The following is an 18,990-nucleotide window of genomic DNA, read 5'->3' as shown; positions in this document are numbered from 1 at the left end:
GAGAGGGAGGGTTGATGGAGTTCGACTTCGCCGATCAGCAGCCGAAGCTCCTCATGCTGATGTACGGGCTGGTCGCCTTCGTGGTGGTGGTGGGCGGTCTGCTCCTGCTGCTCGACGTCGTGCCCGCCTGGTTCGCCCGGCGACGGGAGGCGCAGCTCGTCGCCGCGTCCGTGAGCGGGGCGCCGATCACCCGGCGGCCCAAGCAGCGGGAGGGCCTCTTCGCGCTCTTCTTCCTGCTGCCGACGCTGCTGCTGCTCACCATCGGCCTGGTCGTGCCGGCCATCCGCACCACGCTGCTGTCCCTGATGGACTCGGACAGCACCAACTGGGTGGGGCTGCGCAACTACGGCTGGATGTTCTCCGACGGCTCGATCGTCCGGGTCCTGATCAACACCCTGATCTGGGTGCTCCTGGTCCCGTTGGTGGCGACCTCGTTCGGCCTGATCTACGCCGTCCTGGTGGACAAGGCCCGGTTCGAGGCGGTGGCGAAGTCACTGATCTTCCTGCCGATGGCGATCTCCTTCGTCGGCGCCAGCATCATCTGGAAGTTCGTCTACGCCTATCGCGGCGAGGGCGACCAGATCGGCCTGCTCAACCAGATCGTGGTCAGCCTCGGCGGCGAGCCGAAGCAGTGGCTGCTCGAATCCCCCCTGAACACGCTGCTGCTGATCGTCATCATGATCTGGATCCAGGCCGGTTTCGCCATGGTGGTGCTCTCCGCCGCGATCAAGGCGATTCCCGGTGACATCGTGGAGGCCGCCCGGCTCGACGGGGTCAGCCCGTGGCAGATGTTCTGGCGGATCACCATGCCGAGCATCCGGCCGGCGCTGATCGTCGTGGTGGTGACGCTCACGATCGCCACGCTCAAGGTCTTCGACATCGTTCGGACCGCGACCAACGGCAACTACGACACCAGCGTGATCGCCAGCGAGATGTACAACCAGGCGTTCCGGTACGGCCAGAACGGGCAGGGCTCCGCGCTCGCGGTCTTCCTCTTCATCCTGGTCATCCCGGTCGTGATCTACCAGATCCGCAACCTCCGTCAACAGCGGGAGGGCTGAGATGACGACCGCAACGCCGACCGTCGCCGTCGGCACACAGAAGACCGACGGCACCCCGTCCAGCACCGCCGGGCGGGTCCGCAAGCGGTTGAACAGCCGCACCGCGACGCTCGTCTCGATCGTCATCGCGGTGGTCTGGACCATCCCGACCTTCGGCCTGCTCGTCTCCTCCCTCCGGCCGGAGGACGAGATCAAGACCACCGGCTGGTGGACGGCCTTCACCAACCCGCAGTTCACCCTGGAGAACTACCAGCAGGTCCTCTTCGGGCGGTCGTCGTCCTCCGGGCAGCTCGCCGGGTCCTTCATCAACTCCCTGGCGATCACCATCCCGTCGGTGCTCTTCCCGCTCGCCTTCGCGTGCCTGGCCGCGTACGCGCTGGCGTGGATCAACTTCCGCGGCCGGGACTGGCTCTACATCGCGATCTTCGCGCTGCAGATCGTGCCGTTGCAGATGGCCCTGGTGCCGCTGCTGAAGTTCTTCTCCACCGGTGTCACCCTCGGCGGCGTCACCCTGATGCCGGCCTGGGATCTGGTCGACGAGCAGAAGTTCGCCCAGGTGTGGTTCGCGCACACCTGCTTCGCGCTCCCGTTCGCCGTCTTCCTGCTGCACAACTTCATCTCGCAACTGCCGGGCGACCTGATGGAGGCGGCCCGGGTCGACGGGGCCAGCCACCCGAAGATCTTCCGCACCATCGTGCTGCCACTGATCACCCCGGCGCTGGCGGCGTTCGGCATCTTCCAGTTCCTGTGGGTCTGGAACGACCTGCTGGTCGCACTCATCTTCGCTGGCGGCGGCGACGAGACCGCCCCGCTCACCGTTCAGCTCGCCGAGATGGCCGGCACCCGGGGCAACGAGTGGCAGCGGCTGACGGCCGGCGCGTTCGTGTCGATCGTCGTACCGCTCATCGTGTTCCTGTCGCTGCAGCGCTTCTTCGTGCGAGGTCTGCTCGCCGGCAGCGTCAAGGGCTGACCCGCGCGCCCGCCGCCGCCCGGCCCCTTGGGCGGCGGCGGGCGCGCCGGGTTACCGACCGGGGGAACCGTGACGAGGATTGATGATGTCGCCCGATTGGCGGGGGTCTCCACGGCCACCGTCTCGCGGGCCCTGCGAGGGCTGCCGACGGTCTCGGCCGCCACCCGGCGCCGTGTCCTCGCCGCCGCGGAGCAGCTCGACTACGCGGTCTCGCCGAGCGCGTCCCGGCTCGCCGGCGGCCGGACCGGCACGGTCGCGGTGGTGGTGCCCCGGATCACCCGGTGGTTCTTCAGCACCGTCGTGGAGGCGGTCGAGGAGTTCCTCCACGAGTCCGGCTACGACCTGTTGCTGCACAACCTGGGTGGCCGTGAGCAGGTCCGCCAGCGGGTGCTGCGCACGGCCAACCTGCACAAGCGGGTGGACGCCATCATGCTGGTCGCCACGCCGCTGCGCCCCGCCGACCTGACCGCGCTGGCTGCCCTGGACCTGCCCGGGGTGATCATCAGCTCGGGGACCAGGGTGGCGAACTGGCCGTGCGTGCGGATCGACGACGTGGCCGCGGCCCGCACCGCCACCCGGCACCTGCTCGACCTCGGCCACCGCCGGATCGCGCACATCTCCGGCGACCCCGACGACGAGCTGGCGTTCACCACCCACCTGGACCGGCGCCGGGGCTACCAGGAGGAGCTGCGGGCCGCCGGCATGCGACCCGACCCCAGCCTGGACGTCGAGTCGACGTTCACCATCGACGGCGGCAACCGGGCCACCGCCGAGCTGCTGGCCCGGGGCGAACCGCCGACCGCGATCTTCGCCGCCTGCGACGAGATGGCGATGGGCGCGATGACCGCGCTGCGCGACGCCGGGCTGCGGGTGCCGCAGGACGTCAGCGTGGTCGGCATCGACGACCACGACCTGGCCGGCGTGCTCGGGCTCAGCACCATCGCCCAGCCCGCCGCCGAACAGGGCCGGTTGGCGGCCCGGATGCTCCTCGACCCGCTCGGGGCCCCCAGCCTGGGCCCGATCGTCGGTCAACGGACCGGCGGCCGCGACAGCCCGGTGATCCTGCCCACTCGACTGGTCGTCCGGGACTCGACCGCACCACCCCGGGCACACTGAAAATCCAACCATCCGCCGCGGGTCGGCGGCTGGCGGCGACGCGGCCGGCAGCAGCACTCACCCGGCAGTCCACCCACGGCTCGACACTGGAGACGACCCTGAACACCGATCCGACGCAGCAGACCCCCTCCGGTCAGGTCACCGGCTGGTGGACCGAAGCCGCCATCTACCAGATCTACCCCCGCTCGTTCGCCGACTCCGACGGAGACGGCGTCGGGGACCTGCCGGGCATCACCGCCCGCCTCGACCACCTGGTCGAGCTGGGCGTGGACGCGGTGTGGCTCTCCCCGTTCTACCCGTCGCCGCAGGCCGACGCCGGCTACGACGTGGCGGACTACCGGGACGTCGACCCGCTGTTCGGCACCCTCGCCGACGCGGACAAGCTGATCGCCGAGGCCCGCTCGCGCGGCCTGCGGGTGATCGTCGACCTGGTACCCAACCACACCTCCTCGGCGCACCGCTGGTTCCAGGCCGCGCTGGCCGCCGCGCCCGGCAGCCCGGAGCGGTCCCGCTACATCTTCCGCGACGGGCTCGGCCCGGCCGGCGAGCAGCCGCCGAACGACTGGCAGAGCGTCTTCGGCGGCCCGGCCTGGACGCGGACGGTCGACCCGGACGGCCGGCCCGGCCAGTGGTACCTGCACCTGTTCGACACCGGGCAGCCGGACCTCAACTGGGACAACCCCGAGGTGCACGCGGAGTTCCTGGACGTGCTGCGGTTCTGGCTGGACCGTGGGGTGGACGGCTTCCGGGTTGACGTGGCGCACGGCCTGGTCAAGCAGGCCGACCTGGCCGACTGGCAGGAGCCGCAGGAGATCCTGTCCGGCAACGAGGTGGACAAGCCGCGCCCGCCCATGTGGGACCAGGAGGGCGTACACGAGATCTACCGCCGGTGGCGGCAGCTCCTGGACAACTACCAGGGCGAGCGGGTGCTGGTCGCCGAGGCGTGGGTCGAGCCGGCCGAGCGGCTCGCCCGCTACGTCCGGCCGGACGAGATGCACCAGGCGTTCAACTTCGAGTACCTCCTCGCCGCCTGGACCGCACCGGCCCAGTACGCGGTGATCACCCGCTCGCTGGAGGCGACCGACTCGGTCGGCGCGCCGACCACCTGGGTGCTGTCCAACCACGACGTGGTGCGGCACGCCTCCCGGCTCGGCCTGCCGATCGGCACCGGCCGGCCCAACGGCATCGGCGTCGGCGACCCGCAGCCCGACGCCGCGCTCGGCCTGCGCCGGGCCCGGGCGGCCACCCTGCTGATGCTCGCCCTGCCCGGTTCGGCCTACCTCTACCAGGGCGAGGAGCTGGGGCTGCCCGAGCACACGACGCTGCCCGACGAGGCGCGGCAGGACCCGACCTGGGCGCGCAGCGGGCACACCCAGCGCGGCCGCGACGGCTGCCGGGTGCCGATCCCGTGGGAGGCGGACGCCCCGTCGTACGGCTTCGGACCGTCCGACGCCAGCTGGCTGCCGCAGCCTCCGCTGTGGGCGGAGTACGCGCTGGACCGGCAACGCGACGTGCCCGGTTCGACGTACGAGCTGTACCGCACGGCGCTGCGGCTGCGCCGCGCTCACGGGCTGGGTCGCGGCACGCTGGAGTGGCTGTCCTCCGGCGACGAGGTGCTGACCTTCCGCAACGGCGAGCTGACCGTCCTCACCAACTTCGGCGCCGCCGCGGTGCCGTTGCCGGCCGGCGCCGAGGTGCTCGCCGCCAGCGGGTCCCTGGACGACGACGGCGCGGTCCCGACCGACGTGACCGTCTGGCTGCGCGGCTGACCCAAGCTGACCGGCTCATCCCGTCGACCCGTGCTCCTGCGCGGGCCGGCGGGGTGGGCTGGCTCGCTGTGGAGCTGATGTCGTCAGCGATTCATGCCCCGCACCCCGCCCCTGCCGAAGGGGCCGAGGCCACGGGCGTGCCGCGCCCGCGCCGGGCAGCATCGCACCACTTCAGGGATGTAGTGGCCTCAAGGCCGCGGGAGACCACTACATCCGGGAAGTAGTGCGTGCGCCGGCGATGAGAGGGCGGCCCGGGGCGGGCGGGTCAGAGGCGGTCGGCGCGGGCGTGCAGCAGGTCGTGGACGTTCTCGATGTCCGCAGGTGAGGTCCGCGAGGCGAGCCAGTACATGATGCCGGTGGGGATGAAGAAGAGCTGGAACGCGGCGAGCCCGACGGCGAAGTTCAACGGCGGCGGGAACGCCGCCTTCAGACCCTGGAACGCCACCCCGACCAACCCGTTGCCGGCCGACCGGCCAACCCCGTTGACGAGGTTGCCCAGGCTGTACACCGTCCCCCGGTGCTCCGGCGGGTTCACGTCGGCGATCAGCGCGAACCAGTTCGGCGAGTTCGCCGACGTCAGCGCGAGCGCCACCACGGCGGTGAGCAGGCTCAGCCCGACCGACGGTTCGGTGAACACACTGGACAGCACGGCACCGGTCACCGCGCCGCCGCCGGCGCCGTCCGGCACGTCGATGGTCACCGGCACGAAGAACAGCACCAGGTAGAAGGGCAGCGCGGCGAGGATGCCGACCGCGGCGACCAGCGCCCGCCCCCGGGGGGTACGCCGCTGCACCGCGTCGCCGATCAGCCCCCCGACGATGGAGAGCACCCCGCCGAGCTGGAACAGGACGGCGAAGACGCTGCCCACCACCACGGCCGTCGACTCCGAATAGCCCTGGGCCTCGGCCCGTTCGGCGAAGAGCACCGGCAGCCAGACGAGCGAGCCGAAGGCCGCCTGCGCGGTCAGCCCCTGCAGGATCAGCCAGCGGTTCGTCCGGCGGGCCAGGATCCGCGGCAGGTCGGCGCGGCTGATCCGGTAGTCGTACTCGGCGCCCTCGTGCAGCGCGTGGGCCAGCTCCGGCTCGCTCTGCCCGCGCCGGATGTCGTACGTGAACAGGTAGGCCAGGGTGGCGGCCAGGCCCACGCCGGTCAGCACCAGGAACGGCCGCCGCCAGTCGGTCGCCCCGAGCAGCCCGCCGACCAGCGTGCCGGCCAGCGTGCCGACGCCCTGGGACAGGCCCCAGAAGCTCATCACCAGCCCCCGCCGGGTCGGCGAGATCAGGTCGGTGACCACCGAGAAGCCCACCGAGCCGACCGCACCGAGACCGACCGCCGCGACCAGTTGCGCGACCAGGAACGTCAGGTAGTTGCCGGCGAGCGCGCTGCCGCCGGTGCCGGCCGCCCAGAGCAGCGTGCCGATCATGAGCAGCGGCTTGCGGTTGGTGCGGTCACCGACGTACGCCCAGCCGACCGCGGCCACCGCGCTGACCAGGAAGCTGACCGCGGTGACCAGGCCGAGCAACCGCCCCGACACGTCGAACGCGTCGGCGATCGGCCCGTACAGCGGCGGGACCAGCCCGATCGCCACGTTGTCCAGCGAGGCGAGCAGCACGAACACCACGACGCTGTACAACCGGTGCGCGGGGCCGCCGCCACGGGCCCGGCGGGGCCCCGCACTGGTCACGGTCATGACCCGCAGCCAACCAGACCGGGCCGGCGAGGTCGTCACGCGGGTACCGGCCCCGGTCGGCTGCCACCGCTAGCGGCGGTCGAGGACCAACCCCCGGGCGGCGGCGTACTGGTCACGGACGGCCGGAACGGGCTCGGCGGCGTACTCCTCGGTGCCCTGGAGTGTCCACCGCGGTGGCGCGTCGCCACCGAGGGCGACCCAGGCGGCCTGCCGGGCGGCGCCGTCGGCGACGTACTCCCCGGCGGGCGGGACGACCACCGGGCAGCCGAACACCTGCGGCGCGATCCGGCGCACCGCGGCCGACCGGGCACCGCCGCCGACGAGGATGACCCGCCGGGCGGTGGCGCCCTGCGCGGTCAACGCGTCCAGGCCGTCGGCGAGCGCGCAGAGCATGCCCTCCACGGCGGCCCGGGCCAGGTGCGCGGGGGTCGAGGTGCGCAGGGTCAGCCCGTGCACCGCGCCGGTGGCCAACGGACGGTTCGGCGTCCGCTCCCCCTCCAGGTAGGGCACCATGACCAGACCGTCCGCGCCGGGGGGCGCGGAGAGCGCCAGCTCGGCCAGCTCGTCCAGGCCGACCCCGAGCATCGCGGCGGCGGCGTCCAGCACGCGGGCGGCGTTGAGCGTGCAGACGAGCGGCAGGAACCGGCCGGCCGCGTCGGCGAAGCCGGCCACCGCCCCGCTCCCGTCGGCCGCCGCCATGTCGGCGACGCTGAACACCGTGCCCGAGGTGCCGATCGAGACGACCACGTCGCCCGGACCGGCACCGACACCGAGCGCGGCGGCGGCGTTGTCCCCGGTGCCCGCGCCGAGCAGCGCACCGCCCGGCCCACCCAGCTCACCGGCCCGCAGCGTGCCGGCCGACTCGGCCGGACCGAGCACCTCGGGCACCGCCAGCCGCCGACCGAAGGCCTGCTCCAGCAGGTCCAGTCGGTAACCGCCGGTGGCCGGCGACCAGTAGCCGGTGCCGCTGGCGTCACCCCGGTCGGTACGCAGCGCGGCCAGCCCCGGCGCACCGGCCAGCCGCCAGGTCAGCCAGTCGTGCGGCAGGCAGACAGCGGCCACCCGGGCCGCCAGCTCCGGCTCGTGCCGGGCCAGCCAGCGCAGCTTGGTGATGGTGAAGCTGGCCACCGGCACGCTGCCGGTGGCCTCGGCCCAGAACCGCTGCCCCGCCGCGCCGCCGCCGGCCTCCTCGACCAGTTCGGCGGCGGCGTCGGCGGAGCGGGTGTCGTTCCACAGCAGCGCCGGGCGGACCACCCGGCCGTCCTCGTCCAGGCAGACCATGCCGTGCTGCTGGCCGGCGACGGAGACCGCCGCCACGTCGGCCAGCCCGCCGGCCTCGTCGGCGGCGCCGCGCAGCGCCTGCCACCAGGCTTCCGGGTCGACCTCGGTGCCGTCCGGGTGCGGCGCCCGGCCCTGCCGCAGCAGGGCGCCGGTCTCCGCGTCCCGGATCACCACCTTGCAGGACTGTGTGGACGAGTCGACGCCTGCGACCAGCGGCATGGCGGGCCTCAGCGGGCGCCGAGCAGGTGCTCGACGGCGAGCTGGTTGAGCCGGACGAAGCCGAAGCCCCGGGCGGCCACCGCGTCGACGTCGAACTCCTCGAAGGCGGACCGGTCGGCGAGCAGCCCGTCGTACCCCTCGCCCGGGGCCACCGTCGGCGTGCTCAGCTCGGCGACCTTGCTGGCGGCCAGTGCCTCCGCCACCTCGGGGTCGGCGCGGAACGCCGCGGCCCGCTCCTTGAGCAGCAGGTAGGTGCTCATGTTGGCCGCCGCCGACGCCCACACCCCGGCCATGTCCTCGGTGCGGGAGGGCTTGTAGTCGAAGTGCCGAGGCCCGTCGTAGGTCGGCCCGCCGTCCGGGCCGCCGTTCTCCAGGAGATCCACCAGGGCGAACGCGTTGAGCAGGTCGCCGTGGCCGAAGACCAGGTCCTGGTCGTACTTGATGCCGCGCTGGCCGTTGAGGTCCAGGTGGAACAGCTTGCCCTGCCAGAGCGCCTGCGCGATGCCGTGGGCGTAGTTGAGCCCGGCCATCTGCTCGTGCCCGACCTCGGGGTTGAGGCCGACCATCTCCGGGTGGGCCAGCTGGGAGATGAAGGCGAGCGCGTGCCCGACCGTGGGCAGCAGGATGTCGCCGCGCGGCTCGTTGGGCTTGGGCTCGAGTGCGAACCGCAGGTTGTAGCCCTTGTCGATGACGTACTGGGTGAGCAGGTCGACCGCCTCGCGGTAGCGGTCCAGCGCGGCGCGGACGTCCTTGGCGACGTCGTACTCCGAGCCCTCCCGGCCGCCCCACATCACGAAGGTGCTCGCGCCCAGCTCGGCGGCCAGGTCGACGTTGCGCAGGACCTTGCGGAGCGCGTAGCGGCGGACGTCGCGGTCGTTGCTGGTGAAGCCGCCGTCCTTGAAGACCGGGTGGGTGAAGAGGTTGGTGGTGACCATCGGCACCACCAGGCCGGTCTCGTCGAGGGCCTTGCGGAACCGGGCGATGTGCTGGTCACGGGTGGCGGCGTCGACGCCGAACGGGATCAGGTCGTCGTCGTGGAAGGTGATCCCGTACGCGCCCAGCTCGGCGAGCCGGTGCACCGCCTCGACCGGGTCCAGCTCGGGGCGGGTCGCGTCGCCGAACGGGTCGCGTGCCTGCCAGCCCACGGTCCAGAGCCCGAAGGAGAACTTGTCGGCGGGGGTGGGACGGGGTGCCATGAGGGCCTCCGGGGTGGTGTCGTCCACTATTTGTTCAACGATTGAATTATTTGTGCGGCCTGTGGCAGTGTCAAGGGGTGAGCCCCACCAACGCTCCGGCCGGAGCGGTCCGTCAGGCCAGCCTGCGCGAGCTCAACCTCGCCCTGGTGCTCGGCCGGATCGCCGCCGCCGACCGTCCCCCCTCCCGGGCCGACCTCGCCACGGCGACCGGCCTGACCCGGGCCACCGTCTCGGCGGTGGTCGAGGACCTGCTCGCCGGCCGGCTGGTCGCCGAGGCCGAACCCGCGCCCCGAGCCGGCGCCGGCCGCCCCGCCCGCGGTCTGGTGCTGGCCGACCGGGGCCCGGCCGGGCTCGGCCTGGAGGTCAACGTCGACTACCTGGCGGTCTGCGTGGTGGATCTCGCCGGCAAGGTCCGGCACCGCACCGTGCACCGGGCCGACCTGCGCCCGGTCGCCCCCGCCGAGGCCCTCGCCCTCCTGGTCGAGCTGGCCGGACAGGCCCGCGCCGACGCCGCCCGGCAGGGCCTCACCCTGGCCGGGGCCGCGCTGGCCGTGCCGGGCCTCGTGGACGATGCCGGGCTGGTCCGGCTCGCGCCGAACCTCGGTTGGCGGGACGTGCCGGTGCCCGCGCTGCTCGCCGGCCACCCGCCGCTGACCGAACAGGTGCCCGGCGTACCGGCGCTGGTGGTGGACAACGAGGCCAACCTCGCCGCGCTCGGCGAGCTGCACTCCCGTCCGCCCGGCCCGGCCAGCTTCCTGCACATCTCCGGCGAGGTCGGCATCGGCGCCGGGATCGTGCTCAACGGGGCGCTGTTCCGCGGCGTACGCGGTTGGAGCGGCGAGATCGGGCACCTTCCGGTCCACCCGCAGGGCCTCCCGTGCCGCTGCGGCGGGCGGGGCTGCCTGGAGCAGTACGCCGGGCAGGAGGCGATCGTGGCCGCCGCCGGGTTGGCCCGTGCGGAGCTTCCCGCGGACACGGCGACGGCGCGGCTGGCCGAGTTGGCCGAGGCCGGCGACGCGGGCGCGCTGCGGGCGCTGGAGGAGGCCGGGACAGCGCTCGGAGTCGCCGTGGCCGGCGTGGTCAACCTGCTGGACCTGGACACCGTGGTGCTCGGCGGCGGGTACGCCCCGCTGGCTCCCTGGCTGTGCCCACCGGTGCTCGCCGAGATCGCCAGCCGGGTGCTCACCGCGGCCTGGTCACCGGTCACGGTCCGGCCGGCGACGCTCGGCGCGGAGGCCGCCGCGGTGGGCGCGGCCGGTTCGGTGGTCCGCCAGATCGTCGCCCAACCCGCCGGTTGGCTGGCCCGCACCGGCTGACCGGGGCTTCCGCTCCGGGCGTCCGACACACCGGCTCGGTGGCAGCGCCTCCCGCCCGTCGATCGGCAGCCCACCGGCCACCGGTTCGGGTCGGCGGGATGCCGGTCGCGCGCCTGGCCGCGGTTTCGCTCGGCCCCGGCCTGCGGGGTCAGGCGGTCCGGGCCACCGGCGGGTCCTCGGACGTCCACTCCCGGGGCGCGCCCACGGTCCGCTCGGGGCCGCCCGACGCGTCCGTCCACGCCGTCCGGGTCGACCCGCCCAGGTCGTCGGACCAGTCGTCCGCCGGTCCGGTCGGCCGGTCCGCGTCCTCCGGTCCGCCCGGCGCCGGCGCCTGCGCCTGCTGCCGGCGGGCGGTCTCCTCGAACTCCCGCATCCCCTGGAGCAGGGCGTCGCGACCCGCCGGGCTCATCGCCCCCAGGACGGTGGCGAGTCGCGCCTGACGGTCCGTCCGCAGCTCGGCGAGAAGGCGGCGGGCCTCCGGGGTGAGGTGCAGGGAAATCTCCCGCCGGTCGAAGCGACCCGGCTCGCGCTCCAGCATGCCGGCGGCCACCAGGCGGTCACAGAGCCGACTGGCGGAGCTCAGCAACATGTCGAGCCGTGCGGCGAGCCGGCGCAGGTTGATCCCGTCGTACTGCTCGATGACCATCACAGCCCGTAGCTGAGCGCCGGACACCCGGTTGGCGGTCGCCTCCCGAGCGGACTCCCACACGGAGAGCAGGGCAGCCGCCGCCGCGTCCAACGCGGCAGCCATACTCGTCTCGGGGTCCGAGGGACCGTGCTGTTCGGCCATGGTGGCCCGAGACTACTCCGAACCCACTGGTGGTCGAGCTTTGATCAAGGAGCGGTGATGAGCGAACCGGTCAATCGGGCACGACGTATCCTCAACGAGACACCCGCCGATCGGCTCGTCGGCTGCATCGGGAACGTCGTCGCCCAGGCGTACGGCGTCACCGAGTCGGAGCTGTACCAGGTCGACTACCGGCTCTCGGAGCTGTTGCCGCTCACCCAGGGTGACTCCATCACGAGCCCGGGGCACGCCGCCTGGCGCGCCTTCGACCACCAGTCGCCGGTACGCGCCGACGACACCGGCTGGTTCCCCGTCAGCATGCGGGGCGAGCGCCGGGGCGTGCTGCGGCTCGCACCGGTCCCCGACGACCAGACCGTCCTCGACGAGCTGGCCGAGGTTGCCACCGCGCTCGCCCACGAGCTGGCCGCCGTCTCCGCCGGCACGGACGTCTACCGCGCGGCGCGACGAAGCCAGCGCCTGACCCTGGCCGCCGAGATGCAGTGGGACCTGCTGCCGGGCCGCAGCCGGATCCGGCCCTCGTTCAGCCTGGCCGGGCAACTGGAGCCGGCGTACACGGTGCGCGGCGACAGCTTCGACTGGTCCGACGACGGGGAACGGCTCTGGTTGTCCACCGTCAACGGCACCGGTGAGGGTGTCGCGGCCTCCCTGCTCACCTCGCTCGCCACCCACGCGCTGCGCAACGCCCGGCGGGCCGGGCTCAGGCTGGCCGACCAGGCCGCCCTCGCCGACCAGGCCCTCTACGACCTGTACCGGGGCAAGCAGCACCTCTCCACGCTGCTGATGGAGCTGGACCTGCGCTCCGGGGTGATGACGGTGGTCGACGCCGGCTCACCCCGGCTGGTCCTCCTGCGCCGCGGGGAGGTGACCGAACAGCCGCTGGAGGCGCAGTTCCCGCTCGGCATGTTCGAGGCGACCGACTACCACGAGCAGCGGTTCACGCTGGAGCGCGGCGACCGGGTGTTCGTGGTGAGCGACGGCGTGCTGGAGGCGACCGGCCGCGACACGCGCTACGGCGAGACGGCGCTGGACCGGTTCCTGCGGCGGACCGGCCCGATGGAGCCGCTGGACGCCGTCCGGTCGCTGATCGGTGACCTGCGCGCGTTCGTGGCCGGTGACCTGGTCGACGACGCGGTGGTCGTCTGCCTGGACTGGACCGGTCCGCAGCACTGACCGGCCCGGCCGGTGTGCCGCCTTCGGCCGACGGGGACGGTCGGGGACAGCCGCCGGTCGGTCAGTACGCGCCGCGGCTGTTGACCACCGCGCCGAAGGTCTTCCAGAGGATGGTGAGGTCGGCGGCGAGGGACCAGTTCTCCACGTAGTAGAGGTCGAGCCGGATGCCGTCCTCCCAGCTCAGGTCGGACCGACCGCTGACCTGCCACAGCCCGGTCATGCCGGGCTTGACCAGCAGCCGCCGTGCCACGTCGCCGTCGTAGCGGGCCACCTCGGACGGCAGCGGCGGGCGCGGCCCGACCAGGCTCATCTGGCCCAGCAGCACGTTCACCAGCTGCGGCAGCTCGTCGAGCGACCACTTGCGCAGCAGGCGGCCGACGCGGGTCACCCGGGGGTCGTCACGCATCTTGAACATCAGGCCGTCGGTCTCGTTGCGGACGGCCAGCTCGGCGAGCAGCGCGTCGGCGTTCACCACCATGGTGCGAAACTTGAACACGCCGAACTCCTGCCCGCCGCGACCGACCCGGACCTGCCGGAACAGCACCGGACCCCGGCTGTCCAGCTTGATGGCCAGGGCGATGAACGCGATCAGCGGCAGCAGCAGCGCCAACGCCAACGACGAGGCGGACCGGTCGACGAACCCCTTCACGAGCTTGCGCGCACCGCGGAACTCGGGCGCCTCCACGTGGATCAGCGGCAGCCCGGCGACCGGGCGGGTGTGGATCCGCGGACCGGCCACGTCGGTCAGCGCGGGCGCCACCACCAGGTCCACGCCCGTCCCCTCCAGCTGCCAGCCGAGCCGCCGCAGCCGGGCGGCGGTCAGCTCGCCGGAGGCGGTGACCGCGACGGTGTCCGCGCCGATCGCGGTGGCGGCCTCCGGGATGCCCCGGAACGATCCCACCACGGGCACGTCGCCCAGTCGCTGCGCCACCGGCGCCAGCAGCGCGTCGGGGATGCACGCGCCGACCACCTGGTAGCCGGCGTACGGCTCCCGGCGCAACGTGTGCACCAACTCCAACACGTGCGCGGTGTCGCCGACCACCAGCACCTTGCGGGACCAGCCGGCGCCCCGTGAGCGGGCGCGGTGCAGACGCTTGCGGGCGGCGAAGCGGGCGACCTCCAGCCCGACGGTGCCCACGGCGAAGGAGATGCCGAGGAAGCCTCGGGAGACACCGACGTCGGCGATGTAGCCGGCGATGGCGATGCCGCCGGCCAGCCGCAGGCTCGCCGAGCTGACCCTCCGGTACTCGTCCGCGCCGTAGCCGATCACGCGGTCGTCGTAGCAGCCGAGCGCCTTCAGCGAGACCAGCCAGGCCAGCACCAGCCCCGGCGCCACCAGGACGTACGGGATCTCGGAGCCGCTCGGCTCGTCGTCACCGAACCGGGCGACGTAGCCGACGAGCAGCGCGATGATGAGGATGGTGGTGTCCAGGACCACCAGGACCCGGACGTAGGACCGTTCGTCGGCGCGCGTCACCAGACCGGCCGGACGGCCGCCCGGCTTCGCCGACGTGCTCGCGGGGGTCAACAGTGTCGCCGCGGTCACTGGCCCTCCCACTCTGATCAGGACGGCCCGGCCGACAGGTCGGGCCGGGGATGGACCGACAAAGGCCGGAGCACTCGAATCCTGCCCTGACAACTATGGTCGCCGATTACTTCCGACGTATTGCCGTCACTTTTCTTCGGTCGCGAAGCCCGAAAAGGAGCCCGTCGTACCCAATTGGCGGTACGACGGACCCCTTCCGGCTGTGCGCTCGATCAGCGCGGCGCGGGCGGGCGGAGCGCGATCGCGTTGAGGAAGATGGTGCCGATCTCGCTCGGGTCCTTGGTGACGAAGCTGCCGCCACCGGTGACCTTGGTGATCGACTCCAGCTCGGCCTTGCTGACGCCCTCACCGATACCGATCATGACGACCTGGACCGGTCGCTCCGGGTCGGCGATCTGCTTGAGCTTCGCGAGCAGCTGTGCCTGGGTGAGGCCGTTGGAGTCCTCGTTCTTGCCGTCGGTGAACAACACGATGGAGTTGACCCGGCCGGGCTGCCAGTCCTCCTGCACCGCCTGGTACGCGGCGAGCGTGGTGTCGTAGAGGCCGGTGTCACCGTCGGACGGCTTGATGCCGCCGAGCGCGCCCTCGAGCTGGGCCCGCTGCCCGGAGAGCGGGCCGATCGGGACGAGCTGACGGTAGTCCCGGTTGCCGACCAGCTTGGTGGAGAAGGTCCACAGGCCGATCGACCAGGAGTCGTCGAAGAGGCCGAGGCCGCGGCGGGCCGCGTCCACGGTGACCTCTTCCCGGCTGCGGTTGTTGGCGCTGGGCACCAGTTCCTTCATCGAGCCGGAGACGTCGATGACGGCCAGCATCCGGCCGGACTGGGTGGCGATGGACCAGCTGGAGACGACCCGCTGGATTGCGGCCGGGTCCAGGCCACCCGCGGCGGTGCCGCCGGTGGCCGGCGCGGTCGACGCGCCGCCGGCCGGGCTCGGCGCACCCTGGGGGGCCTTGAAGCCGGCGCCCCAGTTGCCGTCCGGCGCGCGCAGCGACTGCGCCGCCAGCCGGTTGCGGAACGTGCTGGTGGTGAGCAGCTCGAACAGCACCCGGGCCGCGGACGCCTTGGTCGGCTCGATGCCGGGCAGGACGGCGTACGGGTAGTCCAGCGGCATCGGCGCCGGCTCCATGTAGAGCGCGGCGAGCCGGACCGGCGGCTCCTTGCTGTTGTACGCGATCACGTCTTCTTCGGACAGCGCCGCCGCGCCGAGACCGCTGGCGATGGACGTCGGGTCCTTGGCGGTCGGGAAGCGGGCCAGCAGGTCGTTGCGGAGCGAGGAACGCCCGGTGGCCAGCGCCCGCAGCGCGCCGACGGTGTTGCGCTGGGCATCGCCACCGGCGGCGCTGGCGGCCGCGGTCAGCGAGAGCAGGCCGGACAGGCCGGCCGCGTCCCGGGTCGGCTCGACGATGCCGGTGCGCAGCGGGGTGCTGCTGTTGTTGACCTGCTTGAGCAGGTCGGTCCAGGTGAACTTCTTGTCCGGCCAGCCCAGCCGGGTGGCGATCGGCTCGGGCATCGCGACGACGATCGGGCTGCGCGCGATGGACGCGCCGTTGGTCGGAGCGAACGCCGTGGCGTCCTTCTTCAACCGGAGCAGCCAGGTCGAGGAGTCCGGCACCCAGACGTCCGGGGTGACGGCGGTGCCGCTGGCCTGCCCGACGCCGGCCAGGACGGCGCCGTGCTTGGCCGCCACCACGGCGGCCACGTCGACCGGGTCGGACGCGGAGACGTCCACCCGGATGCAGGTGCCACCCACCGCGGCGCCGTCCTTGACCCACTGGGACGCGGCGGCGTCCACCGCCGGGGCGAGCTCGGAGGCGACTGCCACGGCGAGCCGGATCTCCCCCGAACAGCTGGGCTCGATCAGCTCGCGATAGCCGAACCAGACGCCGGTCGTGACGACGAGCACCGTCGCCGTCGCGGCGGCGGCTGCTAGATGAAGTTTCGAACGCATGCGATGGCGGCCTGCTGACACGGTGACCATCTTGCGTACAACGTGCCGTCTCTGCCACAACCGTTCGGACTAAAGTTACGGAGGAGAAACAGTTGATCGCTGTTTAGCGACAGAGCGTGACGACGCAGCCCCGTGGTGTTGCCAAATCGGTGCCACCCTCGCGTCTCGCCCATCGCCTTCGGACATGCGCGGCCTACCCGAGGATCCCGAACGGCAGCACGCAGGTCGGGCTCGGCACGGGCACGGGCTCCCCGACCGGCGCCGGGATGCCGCTGTCGGTGTCGCGGCGGAAGACCCGCACCATGTCGGCCCGCTCGTCGGCGACGTAGAGGTGCTCCCCGATCAGCGCGAAGTGCCGGGGCCACTCCCCACCGGTGTCCACTTCGGCCACCAGCTCGGGCAGCACGCCGCCCAGGGCGAAGACGGCGATCGTGCCGACCCCGCGGTTGGCGACGTAGAGGAACCGGCCGTCCGGGGTGACCGCGACCTCGGACGGCTGGACGTGGCCGGTCCGCTCGCTCGCCTCGACCCGACCGCGCTGGCGCAGCGCGCCGTCGTCGGTCAGCTCGTACGCGGTGACCGTGGCGTCCAACTCACCGACGAGGTAGCAGCGCCGCCCGTCGGGGTGGCGGGCCAGGTGCCGGGGCCCGGTGCCGGGCGCCGTCCGGATCCGGGGCCCGCGGGGCACCAGGCGCCCGCTCGCGGCGTCGAGGTCGTACCGGTAGACCGAGTCGGTGCCGAGGTCGACCGCGAGCAGCGGCTCTCGGCCGGGCCCCGGGGAGACCATGTGGGTGTGGGCCCGCTCCTGGCGCTCCGGGTCCGGGCCGTGCCCCTCGTGCGCCACCAGGTCGGTGCGCTCCCCCGGAACGCCCTGCGGGTCGAGCGGGAAGACCGCCACGCTGCCGCCGCCGTAGTTGGCCGCCACCAGGTGGCCCCCGTCGGGCAGCACCGCCAGGTGGCACGGCTCGGCGCCGCCAGTCGACCGGCTGCTGAGCGGGTCCAGAGAGCCGTCCGGCCCGACCCGCCAGGCGCTGATCTCCCCGTCCGTCAGCTCGTTGACCGCGTAGAGCACCGGGTGGGTGGGGTGCCGGACCAGGAACGACGGGGACGGGGTGACCGCCACCGTGCCGAGCGGGGTCAGCGCCCCGGTGGCCGGGTCGCGGCGCGCCGCGACGATGCCGCTGCCCCGCCCGCCGCTCTGCGCGGTGTAACCCCCGATGTGGACGACCTCGACCTGACCACTCACGTCCAACCCCTTTGCCGGCTTCCTCCGTTGATCCAACCAGAGGCTGCCCGCGCCGCCGGTCCCTTAACCGGCTTTCCGGCCCCGGATCGGCGCCGCCGGGCCGGGCCGGGCGCCCGGTGACGGCGCCGCCCGGCCCGCACCGCGCCGCCTCAGGCGGCGGGCACCGGCTCCCCGCGCTGCCGTGCCACGTGCTCGACCAGGGAGATCAACACCAGCTTGCCGGACTGCCGGTCCCGGGCGTCGCAGAGCACCATCGGCACGTCCGGGTCCAGGTCGAGCGCCCGGCGTACGGTCTCCAGGTTGAACCGGCGGGAGTCCTCGAAGCAGTTCACGCCCACCACGAACGGGATACCGCGCTGCTCGAAGTAGTCGATGGAGGGGAAGCAGTCGGCCAGCCGCCGGGTGTCGGCGAGCACCACCGCGCCGAGTGCCCCGAACGCCAGCTCGTCCCAGAGGAACCAGAACCGGTCCTGGCCCGGTGTGCCGAACAGGTACACCTGCAGGTCGTCGTTGATGGTGATGCGGCCGAAGTCCATCGCCACGGTGGTGGTCGACTTCTCCTCCACCCCGGAGATGTCGTCGGTCCCGATCCCGGCGCCGGTCAGCACCTCCTCGGTCTGCAGTGGCCGGACCTCGCTGAGCGCGCTCACCAGCGTCGTCTTGCCGGCCCCGAAGCCTCCGGCGATGAGGATCTTCAGTGCCAGCGGGATGGTGGCGCCGGAGCCCGCATGGTCATAACGCACGGAGTCCACTGACCACCGCCTTGAGGATGTCGTCGTCGGGAAGGTGGCCGGCGGCCGGCGGTTCGTGCACCGCGACCAGGCCCTTGGCGAGGAGGTCACCGAGCAGCACCCGGACGACCCCGACAGCGAGGTCCAACTCGGCGGCCAACTCGGCCACCGACACCGGCCGGCGGGCCAGCGCGACCAACCGCCGGTGTTCCGGGAGCAGCCGCGGGTCGGCCACCGGGTCGAGGTCCGCACCGGCCAGGACGAACGCGACCAGATCGAACCCATCGACGGCGGAGCGTACCCGGCCGCCGGTGAGGGTGTACGGCCGCACTACCGGGCCGGCGTCGCCGTCCAGCCACTCGTGCTGCGGCCCGGGCGGTTCAGTCCGCATCACCGGCACCCGCCGACGGTCGGGCCGGCGCGGTGAGGCTCTCGCCCACCCGGATCACCAGCATGGCCATCTCGTACGCGACCAGGCCGATGTCCGCGTCGGCGTCGCTCACCACCGCCAGGCAGGCGCCCTGCCCGGCGGTGGTGACGAAGAGGTACGCCGACTCCATCTCCACCACGGTCTGCCGGACGGGGCCGCCGTCCACGTGCCGGCTCGCACCTCGGGCCAGGCTGGAGAAACCGGCGGCGAGGGCGCAGAGGTGCTCGGCGTCGGCGCGCTCCAACTCGGCCGACGAGCCGAGCAGCAGCCCGTCGGCGGAGAGCACCACCGCCTCCCGGGCAGCCGGTACCCGTTCCACCAACTCGTCGAGCAGCCAGTCCAGGCCGGCGCTCTGCTTCGTCGAATGCCGCACTAGGCGTCCTTCCCGGTCGCGGTCAGGGGTTCGGAGGCCGCCGCCGGTCCGGAAGCGGCGGCCGAGTCGGGCTCCGGGTCGACGACCGGCCCGACAGCCCGGTCCGCGTTGACCTGGCT

General features: G+C 73.0%; 16 protein-coding genes. 6 read left to right on the top strand and 10 right to left on the bottom strand.

What is annotated here, in order from left to right; all coding sequences use genetic code 11:
* Positions 1–14: 14 nt before the first annotated feature.
* From DKT68_RS22570 to DKT68_RS22555, 4 genes are all read left to right on the top strand, one after another.
* Positions 15–1,061: a carbohydrate ABC transporter permease gene (locus DKT68_RS22570; RefSeq protein WP_109819393.1), complete on the top strand. Its 1,047-nt coding sequence runs from the start codon at positions 15–17 to the stop codon at positions 1,059–1,061.
* Position 1,062: 1 nt separating this feature from the next.
* Entirely contained in the window at positions 1,063–2,031 is a 969-nt protein-coding gene (locus DKT68_RS22565; RefSeq protein ID WP_109819392.1) for a carbohydrate ABC transporter permease, read from the top strand.
* A 69-nt stretch (positions 2,032–2,100) separates the two neighbouring features.
* Positions 2,101–3,147 carry a LacI family DNA-binding transcriptional regulator gene (locus DKT68_RS22560; RefSeq protein WP_109819407.1) on the top strand — a complete coding sequence of 349 codons (1,047 nt, stop codon included), beginning with the start codon at positions 2,101–2,103 and terminating at the stop codon, positions 3,145–3,147.
* 98 nt (positions 3,148–3,245) lie between these two features.
* Positions 3,246–4,916: a glycoside hydrolase family 13 protein gene (locus DKT68_RS22555; protein WP_109819406.1), complete on the top strand. Its 1,671-nt coding sequence runs from the start codon at positions 3,246–3,248 to the stop codon at positions 4,914–4,916.
* 265 nt (positions 4,917–5,181) lie between these two features.
* On the opposite strand, the gene DKT68_RS22550 is transcribed toward DKT68_RS22555, so the two are convergent.
* The 3 genes from DKT68_RS22550 to xylA all read right to left on the bottom strand — a co-directional run bounded on the left by DKT68_RS22550 (position 5,182) and on the right by xylA (position 9,302).
* On the bottom strand, positions 5,182–6,606 hold the full coding sequence (locus DKT68_RS22550; RefSeq protein ID WP_109819391.1) for an MFS transporter: 1,425 nt from the start codon (positions 6,604–6,606) through the stop codon (positions 5,182–5,184).
* Between the two features lie 69 nt (positions 6,607–6,675).
* Positions 6,676–8,106 carry a xylulokinase gene (xylB, locus tag DKT68_RS22545; RefSeq protein ID WP_109819390.1) on the bottom strand — a complete coding sequence of 477 codons (1,431 nt, stop codon included), beginning with the start codon at positions 8,104–8,106 and terminating at the stop codon, positions 6,676–6,678.
* A gap of 8 nt (positions 8,107–8,114) precedes the next feature.
* The gene (gene xylA, locus DKT68_RS22540) at positions 8,115–9,302 is read right to left on the bottom strand and encodes a xylose isomerase (protein ID WP_109819405.1); all 1,188 of its coding nucleotides are present in this window, start codon (positions 9,300–9,302) and stop codon (positions 8,115–8,117) included.
* Between the two features lie 77 nt (positions 9,303–9,379).
* Between xylA and DKT68_RS22535 the strand changes: the two genes are divergently transcribed.
* Entirely contained in the window at positions 9,380–10,618 is a 1,239-nt protein-coding gene (locus tag DKT68_RS22535) for an ROK family transcriptional regulator (protein WP_201749154.1), read from the top strand.
* Between the two features lie 148 nt (positions 10,619–10,766).
* Here the strand turns inward: DKT68_RS22535 and DKT68_RS22530 are convergent, their stop codons facing one another.
* The gene (locus DKT68_RS22530) at positions 10,767–11,369 is read right to left on the bottom strand and encodes a MarR family winged helix-turn-helix transcriptional regulator (protein WP_109819388.1); all 603 of its coding nucleotides are present in this window, start codon (positions 11,367–11,369) and stop codon (positions 10,767–10,769) included.
* Positions 11,370–11,465: 96 nt separating this feature from the next.
* Between DKT68_RS22530 and DKT68_RS22525 the strand changes: the two genes are divergently transcribed.
* A complete protein-coding gene (locus DKT68_RS22525; protein ID WP_109819387.1) occupies positions 11,466–12,596 on the top strand; it encodes a PP2C family protein-serine/threonine phosphatase in 1,131 nt (376 codons plus the stop codon).
* 61 nt (positions 12,597–12,657) lie between these two features.
* Here DKT68_RS22525 and DKT68_RS22520 read toward each other — a convergent pair whose 3' ends face one another.
* From DKT68_RS22520 to DKT68_RS22495, 6 genes are all read right to left on the bottom strand, one after another.
* Positions 12,658–14,142 carry a sugar transferase gene (locus DKT68_RS22520; RefSeq protein WP_109819386.1) on the bottom strand — a complete coding sequence of 495 codons (1,485 nt, stop codon included), beginning with the start codon at positions 14,140–14,142 and terminating at the stop codon, positions 12,658–12,660.
* Positions 14,143–14,354: 212 nt separating this feature from the next.
* Entirely contained in the window at positions 14,355–16,112 is a 1,758-nt protein-coding gene (locus tag DKT68_RS22515; RefSeq protein WP_109819404.1) for a substrate-binding domain-containing protein, read from the bottom strand.
* 172 nt (positions 16,113–16,284) lie between these two features.
* A complete protein-coding gene (locus DKT68_RS22510) occupies positions 16,285–17,337 on the bottom strand; it encodes a lactonase family protein (RefSeq protein ID WP_109819385.1) in 1,053 nt (350 codons plus the stop codon).
* A gap of 149 nt (positions 17,338–17,486) precedes the next feature.
* A complete protein-coding gene (locus DKT68_RS22505) occupies positions 17,487–18,089 on the bottom strand; it encodes a GTP-binding protein (protein WP_109819384.1) in 603 nt (200 codons plus the stop codon).
* The gene (locus DKT68_RS22500) at positions 18,070–18,459 is read right to left on the bottom strand and encodes a DUF742 domain-containing protein (protein WP_109819403.1); all 390 of its coding nucleotides are present in this window, start codon (positions 18,457–18,459) and stop codon (positions 18,070–18,072) included. Before DKT68_RS22500 ends, DKT68_RS22505 begins: the two co-directional genes overlap by 20 nt.
* Positions 18,449–18,871, bottom strand: a complete 423-nt coding sequence (locus tag DKT68_RS22495) for a roadblock/LC7 domain-containing protein (RefSeq protein ID WP_109819383.1) — start codon at positions 18,869–18,871, stop codon at positions 18,449–18,451. The genes DKT68_RS22500 and DKT68_RS22495 overlap by 11 nt, the downstream gene beginning before the upstream one ends.
* Positions 18,872–18,990: the final 119 nt, after the last annotated feature.

Source organism: Micromonospora acroterricola (assembly GCF_003172955.1).
Taxonomy (GTDB): domain Bacteria; phylum Actinomycetota; class Actinomycetes; order Mycobacteriales; family Micromonosporaceae; genus Micromonospora; species Micromonospora acroterricola.
The sequence above is the reverse complement of the archived record's forward strand: the minus strand, read 5'-3'. Positions and strand labels throughout refer to the sequence as shown.